The organism is Pseudoalteromonas sp. FUC4, from assembly GCF_008370255.1.
GTDB lineage: Bacteria > Pseudomonadota > Gammaproteobacteria > Enterobacterales > Alteromonadaceae > Pseudoalteromonas.
On sequence record NZ_SEUI01000003.1, the window covers coordinates 149,985 to 162,996 of the forward strand.

The 13,012-nt window shown below is 34.7% G+C and carries 10 protein-coding genes; all 10 read left to right on the forward strand.

Annotated features, from left to right (window positions below; all coding sequences use genetic code 11):
* Positions 1-63: 63 nt before the first annotated feature.
* Positions 64-2,742: an SLBB domain-containing protein gene (locus EU510_RS10135; RefSeq protein WP_149593401.1), complete on the forward strand. Its 2,679-nt coding sequence runs from the start codon at positions 64-66 to the stop codon at positions 2,740-2,742.
* A 61-nt stretch (positions 2,743-2,803) separates the two neighbouring features.
* On the forward strand, positions 2,804-3,757 hold the full coding sequence (locus tag EU510_RS10140; RefSeq protein WP_149593402.1) for a Wzz/FepE/Etk N-terminal domain-containing protein: 954 nt from the start codon (positions 2,804-2,806) through the stop codon (positions 3,755-3,757).
* Between the two features lie 84 nt (positions 3,758-3,841).
* On the forward strand, positions 3,842-4,693 hold the full coding sequence (locus EU510_RS10145) for a glycosyltransferase family 2 protein (RefSeq protein WP_149593403.1): 852 nt from the start codon (positions 3,842-3,844) through the stop codon (positions 4,691-4,693).
* Between the two features lie 160 nt (positions 4,694-4,853).
* Entirely contained in the window at positions 4,854-5,936 is a 1,083-nt protein-coding gene (locus tag EU510_RS10150; RefSeq protein ID WP_149593404.1) for an EpsG family protein, read from the forward strand.
* An 11-nt stretch (positions 5,937-5,947) separates the two neighbouring features.
* Positions 5,948-7,159, forward strand: a complete 1,212-nt coding sequence (locus EU510_RS10155; RefSeq protein ID WP_149593405.1) for a hypothetical protein — start codon at positions 5,948-5,950, stop codon at positions 7,157-7,159.
* A gap of 58 nt (positions 7,160-7,217) precedes the next feature.
* Positions 7,218-8,033: a glycosyltransferase gene (locus EU510_RS10160; protein ID WP_149593406.1), complete on the forward strand. Its 816-nt coding sequence runs from the start codon at positions 7,218-7,220 to the stop codon at positions 8,031-8,033.
* Positions 8,034-8,064: 31 nt separating this feature from the next.
* Positions 8,065-8,976 (forward strand): NAD-dependent epimerase/dehydratase family protein, encoded by a 912-nt coding sequence (locus EU510_RS10165; protein WP_149593407.1) that lies wholly within the window; start codon positions 8,065-8,067, stop codon positions 8,974-8,976.
* Positions 8,969-9,517 carry a sugar transferase gene (locus EU510_RS10170; protein WP_149593408.1) on the forward strand — a complete coding sequence of 183 codons (549 nt, stop codon included), beginning with the start codon at positions 8,969-8,971 and terminating at the stop codon, positions 9,515-9,517. Before EU510_RS10165 ends, EU510_RS10170 begins: the two co-directional genes overlap by 8 nt.
* Before the next feature lie 163 nt (positions 9,518-9,680).
* Positions 9,681-11,615, forward strand: coding sequence for a polysaccharide biosynthesis protein (locus EU510_RS10175; protein ID WP_149593409.1), 1,935 nt, complete (start codon positions 9,681-9,683; stop codon positions 11,613-11,615).
* Between the two features lie 78 nt (positions 11,616-11,693).
* Positions 11,694-13,007 (forward strand): lipopolysaccharide biosynthesis protein, encoded by a 1,314-nt coding sequence (locus EU510_RS10180; protein WP_149593410.1) that lies wholly within the window; start codon positions 11,694-11,696, stop codon positions 13,005-13,007.
* Positions 13,008-13,012 lie beyond the last annotated feature (5 nt).

The window sequence follows — 13,012 nt, forward strand, 5'->3', positions numbered from 1 at the left end:
TTGCTTAAAATTAAGGTATTATAACGGCCAATTTTGGTTGTAGACCTAGGGATATACCTACTCGTGAAAGTTTTTACACAATTTATTAGTGCTTTTATTCTACTTTGTAGTTTTAGTACTTTGGCTTTTACGCCAACAGCGTCTCAAATAGAGCAATTTAAAAAATTACCCAAAGCCCAGCAAGAAGCTCTAGCTGAGCAGTACGGTGTTGATATTTCAACTATCACTGGTACAAACCAATCTAATAATCAAAATAGTACAGAGCAACAAAAGAGTATTGGTGAGCGCACAGAGCCAGAAAAAGAAGAGCTTACAGACGAAGAACGTTTTAAGCCTAAGACAGATGAATTAAAACCATATGGTTACGAGCTGTTTGCTGGTGAGCCAACAACATTTATGCCAAATGAAAACGCGGCAGTTCCCGACACATATATTGTAGGTCCTGGCGATCAATTAAAAATCAACTTATATGGGAAAGAAAGTAATAGCTATGAAGTCATAGTTGATCGTGAAGGGCGCTTAAGTATCCCTGATTTAAGCCCTGTTGAGATCGCGGGTTTAACTTTTGCAGAAATTAAAGAGTTAGTGAAAGCAAAAGTAGAACAAGAAGTGATAGGGGTAAAAGCCTTTGTATCGCTTGGTCAACTTCGTAGTATGCGTATATTGGTATTAGGTGAAGCATACAAACCTGGTAGTTATAGCGTGTCCTCTTTAACAACTGTATCGCACGCACTATTTGTAAGTGGTGGTGTTTCTGATATTGCTTCTCTTCGTAATATTAAAGTTAAGCGAGCAGGCAAAGTAGTTGCAAACTTCGATCTATATGACCTACTTATTAATGGCGATAGCAGCAATGACATAGTACTAAAACCTGGTGATGCTGTATTTATACCATCGGTTGGTGCTCAAGTCAGAGTTGAAGGCGCGGTTAAACGCCCTGCTATATTTGAACTTAAAAAAGGTGAGTCTGCCAAACAATTACTAGCTATGGCTGGAGGTCTTAAACCAAATGCGTACGCTAAGAGCGCAATTGTAGAGCGCTTTAACTTCGACCGTAAAGAAGTACTCTCAGTAGATTTTTCAAAACCTCAAATTAACTATATTCCGCAAGATGGCGATCGCATTCGTTTTAATTCAGTTAGCTCTCAATATCAAAATTCAGTTAGCTTAATCGGTGCTGCTGCTCGCCCTGGTAATTATCAATGGCATGAAGGTAAGCGTATTTCAGATATCCTTAAATCAGTGCGAGGTGATTTACTTCCGCAAGCCGATTTAAGCTACGGACTAGTAATCCGTGAAATCAATATTAATGGCGATATTGAAGCGCATCAGTTTGATGTAGCCCAAGCTATTATCAAAAATCCAGAAAATAACTTACAGCTTCAAAGCAACGACAAAATAGTCATATTTAGTCGTTTTGAAGAAAAAGAAGCTGAGTTATCTGCATTAGCAAATATGGCTCTTAGCCAAGAGCAGCAAGAACAGCAACAAAAAGCTGAGCAGTGGCATAAATTTGAGCAAAAAGAGTTCGAAAAATATATTGGTATTAATCAAGAAGAGGAAGAACTTGCTCTTGAAGACAACAAAATACTAACGATTGCTGAAATTTCTAAACGCAAAGCCAAAGAAGCTACAGAACAAGAATTAAAAGCTGAAGACTACGCACTATTTAGTCGTCATAACTTACTTGCACCAATTATCGCTAAATTTAAGCAGCAAGCATCAGTGAAGCAAGCGATGCAGTTAGTCGAGATTAATGGCAATGTAACTTTCCCAGGTGTTTACCCATTAATGGTTGGTGGCGAGGTAAAACACTTAATAACAGCAGCGGGTGGATTGCTTGAATCTGCTTATGTAAAACAAGCTGAAATCACACGCATAGTAGCAAGTGATGCATCTAAAATTGAGCACTTAAGACTTGACCTTGAAAGTGCAATGAAAGGTGATTTACAAAGTAACATCAGACTACAAAGCAAAGACAGCATAAACGTATTCGCAATACCAAACTGGCAAGAAAACGTAAAAGTAGAATTAAAAGGCGAGCTTAGATTCCCGGGTACTTACACAATACGCCGAGGTGAAACGCTTACTGAACTACTTAAGCGTGCCGGTGGTTTTTCTGAGTTTGCAGAGAAAAAAGCTGCAGTATTTACCCGTGCTTCAATTAAAAAGCAGGAAGAGCAGCAATTGGCTCGTCTTTCAACAGAGCTTCGTCGTGATATTGCATCGAAAAGTTTCCAAAACTCTGTAAGTAGCAACACACTTTCTTATGAAGAGATGAATAAACTGTTAAATGATCTTGCTAGTGTGGAGGCCGTAGGGCGTTTAGTCATTGATTTACCATTAATTGTAAATAATCAACAGAATTTAGTTCTACAAGATGGTGATGTGCTTTATGTACCGAGTAAGCGAGACTCTATTAGCGTAATTGGTGAAGTTAACTATTCAACATCGCACTTATATAAAGCTGGTGTAAGTGTTGATGATTATATTGACTTAAGTGGCGGGCTTAAAGAGCGTGCAGCAGAAGATCGTATATATATAATTAAAGCGAATGGCTCGGTAAAAATACCAAATACAGGTGGCTGGTTTGCAGCTAATAATGCTGAACAGCTAGAACCTGGTGACACTATTGTTATTCCTATGAATGCAGACCACATGGATAGACTCACACTTTGGAGCACCGCAACTCAGATCCTTTATCAGCTAGGTGTAGCAGTTGCCGCTATTAGTGGTATATAGGCTAACACGATCAAAATTAACCATATTTTTATTCAGTAATAGATTAAGTGAAAAATGCGAAATGACTAAACAAAGTGGTAAGGCTGGAAATGAGACGGATGTCTCGTACAACCAAGATGATGAGTTGGACATACGTGAGCTAATAGCGAGCATATGGGCTGGGAAGCTACTTATATTTATAGTGACCAGTTGTTTTGCTGTAGCTTCTGTAATTTATGCACTTAATCTACCTAATATATATAAGGCTGAAGCAGTACTGGTCGCATCAGAATCAAAAGAGTCAAATGGCTTGGCTGGTTTAGCTAGTCAATTTGGTGGTTTAGCTGGGTTAGCTGGGGTTGATATTGGTGGTGGCAGTGATGATAAAACTCAATTAGCACTTGAGATACTTAAATCACGTAAATTCACTAGTAACTTTATAGAAAAACACGAAATATTACCTGATTTAATGGCAGCTGAAAGTTGGGATATATCGAATAATTCAATATCATATAACGAAGATTTATATCTACCTTCTGAAGATAAGTGGATTCGAGAAGTAAAGGCTCCAAAGCGTGCTAAACCATCAATGCAAGAAGCCTATAAAGTATTTTCTAAAATAGTTATAGCCACTTCGGAAGCAGAAAGCTCCACTATTACATTTTCTGTTGAGCATATTTCACCTGTAATAGCCCAGCAATGGGTTAAATGGCTAATAGAAGATATAAATATTGAAGTGAAGCAACGTGATGTAACTGAGGCCATTAAAAGTACTCAATTTTTAACTGAACAACTAGAAAAAACAAAAGTATCAGATATTAGAAGTATCCTTTATAACTTAGTTGAGGAGCAAACTAAAACTATCATGTTTGCTAATGTGCGTGATGAATATGTATTTAAGACTATTGATCCTGCAATAATCCCAGAAGAAAAATTTAAACCAAGAAGAGCAATTATTTGTATTGCAGGTACATTTTTAGGAATTATTTTAAGTTTTTTCTTTTTAGTTTTACGTTTCTTTTTAAAGCGAAATTAAAGAGTTAATCAAAGCTTAAAACTATATTTTATGAGTGTTTAGATAAAGCGCTTACAACATTATGTATTATTGTGGGTAAAAGTTATGAACACTAAAGAGCCATTAGTAAGTGTAGTAATTCCAACGTTGAATAGAAGTAAAATGCTTACACGAGCTATAGAGTCTGTTTGCCAGCAAACTTATAAAAATATAGAAATTATAGTTATAGATGATTACTCAGATACCCCTGTTCAACTAGATGACTACAATGCTAGTTGCTCACTGACTATTTCGAGAAATAAAGAAAGACTCGGTGGTGCGGCTTCCCGTAACCGGGGGGCAGAATTAGCCAATGGAACTTACATCTCTTTTTTAGATGATGATGATTACTACTTGGAAGATAAAATTGATTTTTTAATGCATAAGCTATTAGAGCAGCCTGAACTGATAGCTGCTTTTGGTCATGTAAAAGGGAGTGGGCTAAAGCCTAATCTGTTACAAGACAATACATTTATTACGAGTTTTGATGCAATTGGTGGACTACATACTAATGGTTCATTAATAAAAAAAGAAGAATTTGATAAAGTAAAGTTTTTAGAATCACTAGCAAAATATCAAGATACTCAGTTGCATATGGAAATGATTAAGTCTCAAAAAGTGAAATATTTTAATCATCCAGTCGCTTTTTGGAATAAAGATCATGGTGAAGGCCAAATAACAGATCTAAAAACTACAAAGCAACACATTAAGGGCTTAAAGGCTTTTACCACTCTTGAGATATATATGAAAAGCATATACACGCTTTCACTCTCAGAATATTTATATTTACTTAAAAATAAGATTTACCTTTTAAGTAAATGCGATAAAAAAATGTTAGCTGAAAATGATATTTCATATTCATGGTATGAAAGTATCTTGTTATTTTTGGCAGGTATCTATGCTAAATTCAAACGTTAAAAGCTTTTTTCTGTATGTGTTATTTCTACTAGGAAGCTTTTATTACCCAGTTTTCTCTTTTATCGTAGTTTCTTGTACGATCCCTTTTTTAATAAATAAGAAAAACTATTTATTAGTTTCATTTATATTTTCATTATTTTTTATTTTTTATGGAATGGCAATGGACCCCGTTTCGTATATTGGCGATTACTCCAGGTACTACTTATCTTTTTATAAACCAGATATTTATATTTTGGCAACAGGTAAGTTATATCGCTACAGCGTATTTAGCGTATTGAAATACTTTGAAATGGGGCCGCAGTTTTATACAGGCTTATCTCTTTTTTTAAATTATTTTATTATGTTAGTTGTAAGTCTAAAGTTTGCTATTTTATTTTCATTTAATACAAACAAAAAATTACTACTGTTCTTTCTTCTTACCATAGTAACTTTACCAAGTACTGCTATTGGTAATTTTGAGTCTATGCTGTCTTTTTCTTTCAGTTATATAGCTTTATACTTATTATGCACACAAAGAAGAAAGTCTTCATTGGTGTTTGTAATTTTAGCTCCCCTGATACATCCCGCAGCCATACTTTTTTCTATTATGTTTATTCCTGTGTTTTTATTTAAAAAACGTTTTTATAAATATAAAGTATTGCTCTCTGTATTGTTGGTTTTTGGTATTATCGGCTTTTTATTACTTCCTTTGGCTAGTATTTTACCCTTTTTAGATCATATTCAAAGAAAGCTAATTACATTTTTAACAGGCCCTTGGAGTGAGTACATAGAGCGAAGGGATTTCGAATTTATTTTAATCGCACTTATTAAGCTAGTCGTTTTTATTTTTTCAATGTATAGAGTAAGACAAGTTTTTATACGTAAATTTAAACTTAAATACAATAATAAAGAACTTACAGACAAAAAAGAATATGCAATAAAAATGTTATATAACGTAAGTTTGTATATGTTTCCTGTATTATTTTTGGCTATTTTTTCAAGAACGTTAGCAGAACGCTACATCTATTTTGGTATGTTCTTCTTTTTACCAATAGTAATACTTGCAGCTGAGCATATGAGAATTTTCGTTAATCGATTTTTTGTTTACTCAATGGTATTCACAATATTTTTGTTGCCACAAAATGTAATTGTATTTGGCGTGCTCGTTACTAAGTCAACCACGCAAGAATCTTTGTCCAATAATATGTACGAGTTATTGTATGAAGAATATAAAAAAGCTCCACCACCTGTTGGTAGGCTTTAAAAGGATCTGAAATGATAGTTATTTATGTTGATAACTTCGATAGGGCTACATTTTTCTATCGATTAGCAAAAGGAATAAAAGAGAAGCAGTTTCTTTTTTATACAACAAAGTACTCTGTTTACCGCTTTTTAAAAAAAGACTTTAAAGTAATTTTATTTAATGCAAGCAAAAATCATGCAAGTAATTACAATGATATTCCTCCAGAAACTGATTTTTTGAATTTGACTTATGTTTACCGTGGTAGTCAATCAGTAGAGAAAGCAAAGAAAGTTTATACGATGGTAAGAGACAACCTTGCTTCGACTCAATTAAACTATCAAAAGGTCGAAGTTGCTATTGTATTTAATGGTAATTCAGCCTCACAAAAAGCATTTATAGATCATTTTACTGATAAAAGTGTAAAAACTCTGTTTTGTGAAATAAGTAATTTACCAGGAAAAGTCATTTTTGACCGGTTAGGTGTAAATGCAAAATCAAGCTTATTTTTTAATGCGAAAAAGCTAGATACATTTGATCCTGTAGATATAGAAGAGCATAAGCGTTGGATTAAAGTATACGAAAATTATAAAAATAATCCTATCCCGCAAGGCAAGTTAGAATCCAAGTTTATTAAAGCTTATGTATTAGATTATTTTAGTAGCCTGCTAGGTAAAGGAACTAGAGAAGAAGATAAGGTATCGCTAATCAAAAAAATCATCTCTGTTTTACAGCTATTTAAATCTAAATCTAGTTCAGAGCTTATTTTCGATGATGCAGATTTGAGCTGTGATTATATTTTTTTCCCTACGCAAGTAAGATACGACTCACAGTTAATTTTAAATAGTGATATAAGCAACCAGCAAGCTATCGAAAAAGCAGTTAAGTTAGCTAAAGAGCGAAATTACAAACTATATGTTAAAATACATCCTGCGGAAACTGATCCCGAAATTTTAAAAGATTATATACTTCTTAAAGATAAATATAATTTTTTAATCGTCAATAGTAATACTACTGAGTTAATAAAAAAGGCCAAAGTAGTAGTGACTATAAATTCAACGGTTGGGCTTGAGGCTCTTATATACAATAAAGAGCTTAAAGTTTACGGCCGAGCAATTTATAGTGACTTCGATTTTTCAAGGGTACTTAGCTATATACATAATTATCTCGTAGATTTTGATTACTTTTCAGATGAGTTAATTAGCGAAAAAGAATTCGATAAACTGTTGGCGTTAACTAGTAAGTAAAAGTTCACAGTGCGCTCTTTATTGTATTCTGCCAACTGTGTATTAATAGGAAAAATGAATGACTGACTTTTCGGTTTTAATGTCAATTTATGACAAAGAAAACCCTACATATTTAAATGCATGTCTTGAAAGTTTAAATAGTCAAACTGCCAGATCATCAGAGGTTATACTTGTACTCGACGGGCCTATTAAGCAAAGCTTGATGGATGTAATAAATAAATGGAAACTAAAACTTAATATAGTATTAGTTCCTTTACAAGTAAACGTGGGACTTGGGAGTGCTTTAAACGAAGGGTTAAAGGCGTGCTCTCACGAGCTCGTTGCAAGAATGGATACTGATGACTTATGTTTGCCAGAACGTTTTGAAAAACAATTAGCTGTATTTAAAGCAAAGCCATTACTTGCTTTTTGCGGATCGTTTATTGATGAAATAGAATGTGAAAGCACAAATTATATAGCGACTCGCTATGTAAAAGAGTTTAATGATGACATTATTAAAAGCGGAATCTCACGAAATCCTTTTAACCACATGAGCGTTATGTTTAAAAAAAGCGCTGTTATGTCTGTCGGTAGTTATAAACATATGATATCGATGGAAGATTGGTATTTATGGTTACGTCTACTTAGTAGCGGATACCAGGGATACAATATTCAACAAACACTGGTGAGGGCACGTGCAGGCAAAGAAATGGTTGCGCGTCGTACTGGCTTTAAGTATGTGACTTACGAGGCTAAGCTTGCTAAGCAAAAAGCTAAATTATTTCCTCAGTACGCTTTAAAGTCGTATTTTTATTTTATACTACGCTCATTACCAAGGTTGCTACCGCAAAAACTACTTTACTTGGTTTATCTTTTTTCTCGAAAAATAAAGTAGTGATTAATGTTATTAAAAATAGAGAATTAATATGAAAGTAGCAATTACAGGTGCAACTGGTTTTATAGGGAAAGAGCTACTTATAGATTGCCCTAATGACATTGAGCTATTAGCACTAACAAGAAAAAGCATAACAGCAAAAAAATACATTAAATATGATGACTTGTTTGATGTTAAGGCTGAGCACTTAGTCGGGTGTGAATCATTCGTTCATTTAGCTGGTGTAGCCCACACTGCCGTTGCAGATCCTGAAACGTATACTCAATATAATACTGAGTTAGTGTCGTATTTAGCTAATGAAGCCGTTAAAGCAAATATAAAGCGTTTTATATTTATTAGTACTATAGGCGTAAATGGCTTAAATTCTGGCGAAGAGCCTTTTAAACCTTCAGACTTAGCAAATCCACATAATGATTATGCTTTATCAAAGTACAATGCTGAACAAGAGTTACGGAGTATTGCTAAAAAGACAGGCTTAGAAGTTGTAATAATTAGACCAGTTTTAGTATACGGAAAGGAAGCTCCGGGTAGCTTCAGCTTGTTATTAAAAATGATCAGTAAATTTGGTGTGTTACCTTTTGGCTTTGTGAAAAATAAGCGAAGCTTTATTGCAGTGCAAAACTTAGTTGATTTTATTATTTTGTGTTTAAAGCACGAAAAGGCTGCGGGACAAATATTTTTAGCATCAGATGGTCAAGTTACATCGACTAAAGCGTTTACGAATTCAATTGCAAAAGGTATTAATAAAACGCTTTGGCATCTTCCTGTCCCTGTATCTTTAATGAAATTAACTATTAATTTGTTGGGAAAACCAACTTTAAGTAAACAATTATTTGACGATTTAGAAGTAGATTCTAGCAATATGTTTCAATTACTAAATTGGACACCGCCCAATACAATGAATGCATCTATGCGTCAACTAACTAGAGAAACACATGATTAGAACACTCGATTTTATTTTTGCATTATTCGGTTTAACATTAGCAATGCCATTTTTAATAATTTTATACGTAATAGGTTTATTTGATACCGGCTCTCCAATCTTTGTGCAAGAACGAGTAGGGAGATACAAAAAACCTTTTACTTTAATTAAGTTTAGGACAATGTCGGTTGATACCGCATCGGTAGCAAGTCACTTAGCAAGTACATCATCTATAACTCCTTTTGGTGGTTTTTTGCGTAAAACTAAATTAGACGAGCTACCGCAGCTTTGGAATGTACTTAAAGGTGAAATGAGTTTAGTTGGTCCTCGTCCAGGATTATTTAATCAAGAAGAGCTTACCCAAGCACGTGAGGCTAAAAATATATACAATGTTCGCCCGGGTATTACAGGTTTAGCCCAAGTTAATGAGATTGATATGTCTACACCTGAGTTACTGGCTCAGACAGATGAAAAAATGATAGCTACACTTAGCTTAAAGCACTACTTCACTTACATATTACAAACAGTCACAGGGAGTGGAAGTGGGGATAGAGTTAAATAGCTATACTCTCATACATAAATTTACAAAAAATAACCAAATACATAAAGACTATATAAATATTTGCATATAGTCTTTAACTATTAAGTGCATTAGTTGTTCATCTTGTAGTAAAATTGTAACCTATAGAATAGTAGCCTTGCTGCTAACTTCAGGGAATTGTACCGTGTTTTTAAAGTTTTTAGTTAATTTACCTCGCCCTCAAAAAAGAGTCATCTCTCTTGTTATAGATAGTATTTTCATTATGACCGCTTTTTGGCTCGCTTTTTTACTAAGACTAGATAGTGCTGCAGTGCTAAAAAATACACACACCTGGATACTGCTTACTGCTGTATTGCCTCTAAGCTTATTAAGCTTTGTAAAACTTGGCCTTTATAGAGCTGTATTACGTTACATGAACACACAAGCTATGTGGGCTATTATTGGAGGGGTAGTACTTTCAACTGTTTATTTAACCGTTTTATCCTTCTTTCTTAGTGCCCCAGTACCCAGAACAGTTCCGTTTATTTATGCTAGTTTTTGTATTTTATTTGTTGGTGGTGCGAGGCTCACAGTACGGGCTATTGTTGGGCAAGTAACTATGCGCCGTAAAGAAGGTGTAATTATATATGGAGCAGGTTCTGCGGGGCGTCAGTTAGCAACAGCTTTAGCAAATGGTCCTGAATATTCTCCTGTCGCCTTTATAGATGACGATCCAAAAAAACACTTATCTTTTATACAAGGTGTTTGCGTACACGCACCGTCACAAATTGCTGAAGTTGCAAAGCAAAAGTGCGCAAGTAAAATTTTGTTAGCGCTTCCTAGTGCTTCACGAAGTCGCCGAAAAGAAGTTTTAAACGCGATAGAAAAATTCAAGTTACAAGTTATGACCATACCTGGAATGGCCGACATTGTATCGGGAACAACTAACCTTGATGAAGTAAAAGATGTTGAGATTGATGATTTGTTAGGTCGTGATTCAGTTCAACCGCGACAAGATCTTATGTCGGCAAATATAGCTGACAAAGTCGTTATGGTTACTGGCGCAGGTGGTTCAATTGGCTCTGAGTTATGTAGGCAAATTATAAAAAATAGCCCTACCAAATTAGTACTATTCGAGCTTTCTGAGTTTGCCCTTTATGCAATTGAAAAAGAGTTAACAGAGCACTGCCTTACTAATGATTTAAATATTGAAGTGCTGCCAATTTTAGGTTCAATACAGAATAAAAAACTAGTTGAGTCAACGTTCTCTACTTTTAATGTTGAAACTGTTTATCATGCTGCTGCATATAAACATGTTCCATTAGTAGAGCATAATGTTGTAGAAGGTGTGCGTAATAATATTTATGGCACTTATAATTTAGCGACCGCTGCGATTAATACAAATGTCGAAACATTTGTATTAATCTCTACAGATAAAGCTGTTCGCCCAACTAATATTATGGGCACTACAAAGCGTATGGCAGAGCTTGTACTGCAGGGACTATCTGAAGTTCAAAACACCACTCGTTTCACTATGGTGAGATTTGGCAATGTTTTGGGGTCGTYGGGTTCTGTTGTTCCATTATTTAGAAAGCAAATTAAAGCGGGTGGCCCTATAACGCTAACCCACCAAGATATAACTCGCTATTTTATGACTATTCCCGAGGCTGCTCAGTTAGTTATTCAAGCCGGAGCAATGGGAGTTGGTAGCGACGTGTTTGTACTCGATATGGGCGAGCCTGTAAAAATAAAAGACTTAGCTACTAAAATGGTGCACTTGTCTGGGCTTGAAGTTAAACACGAAAAACGTCCTAATGGCGATATAGAAATAAAATGCACTGGCCTGCGACCAGGTGAAAAACTCTTTGAAGAGCTTTTAATTGGCGATAACGTTATTGGCACCGAACACCCAAGAATTCTAAGCGCTCAAGAAATTAAAATGCCGTGGGCAGAACTAGAGCCATTTTTAGGTAAACTTAAAACAGCATGTGATGAGTCTGATCATACTCAAATACGTAAGCTGTTACTGCAAGCGCCTACCGCATTTTCTCCAACAGATGGTATATGCGACCTGAATTGGAAAGAAAAAAATATGGGCAGTTCAATAATCACTTTGCTACCCACAACAAAGAGTTTGTAATTATTAACAAGTTTCTTACCTAACATGAAGCGTATTATGCAGTCAGGATTAGCTAGTACTGACCGCTGGGCAAAATAAATGAAAGAAAGTAAAGTATTATACAAAGCGATCGGCAAAAGTGTATTAGGTAGATATTCAGTCTATGTTGTTAATCTTTTATCTATGATGCTTTTAGCTCGCGTTTTTACACCTGAAATATTTGGTATTGTTGCCGCTATTATGGTGTTTTATTTGTTTTTTCAGTTAATGGCAGAGGCCGGTTTAGGGCCTGCTATTATTAATTTAACAGCGTTGTCTGATAATGATAAAAATGGAATATTTTCGTTAACATTATTAGTTGGTCTTATATTAGCTATTATTTTTAGTGCATTCAGTGTTTTTTTAGTTTCATTTTACGAAATACAGGGGGTTGATAAAGTCGTACCTTTTGTATCCATATCATTAGTCTTTTTTGCTTTAACCATAGTCCCCAATGCATTTTTACTTCGAGAGCAGGCATTTTATAAAATTGCAGTTGCCGGTACATGCTCAGAAGTTATTTCTACTTCTATTGCATATAGTTTAACTTTTATGGTTGAACCAATTTATGCTTTATCGGCTAAATATTTAACCAGTGCAGGAATGTCTTTTTTAGTCCAATACTATTACTCAAGTCAAACTGAGTTTGGTCGACCTAAGCTAGGAAGAAAATTTTCGGCAATAAAACCATTACTATCATTTTCCTTGTATCAATTTGGGTTTAATTTTATAAACTTCTTTTCTAGGAATCTTGATAATATTCTTATAGGTAAATTTATTGGTGCCTCATCTTTAGGTATATATGATAAATCATACCAACTTATGAAGTATCCGCTAATGTTATTAACTTTTGCCATGACACCTGCAATTCAGCCTGTTATTCGTAAAAATAAAGGCGATAAAAGAAAGGTAGAAAAAATACACTCAGCATTCACCTTTAAGCTTTCGATGATTGCTATTTTTGCTGGTGTTGGAATGTTCTTTTTGTCTGATTGGATAGTTCTTATTATGCTAGGAAAACAGTGGGATTCTGTTGCCCCTATTATCCAAATATTAGCTATTTCAATACCTATACAGGTGGTTGCCTCTACTAGTGGGAGCTTTTTTCAAGCTATGGATAAGACTGGTGTACTTTTTTTAAGTGGCTGTTTGTCTGCTGTGGTAATGATTTTAGCTATAATTATGGGGGTAGTAAAAAAAGATATGTTACTAATTTCATGGTACTTGGTTATAGCAATGCATATAAACTTTATCCAAGCTTATTTGTTACTATATATAAAGGTTTTTAACAAATCTCCCATTGCCTTTTTTATAAAAATGCTGCCTGTTTTTGCAGCAAGTGTAACAATGTCAATATTTACACTCAAAGCATAGGTATA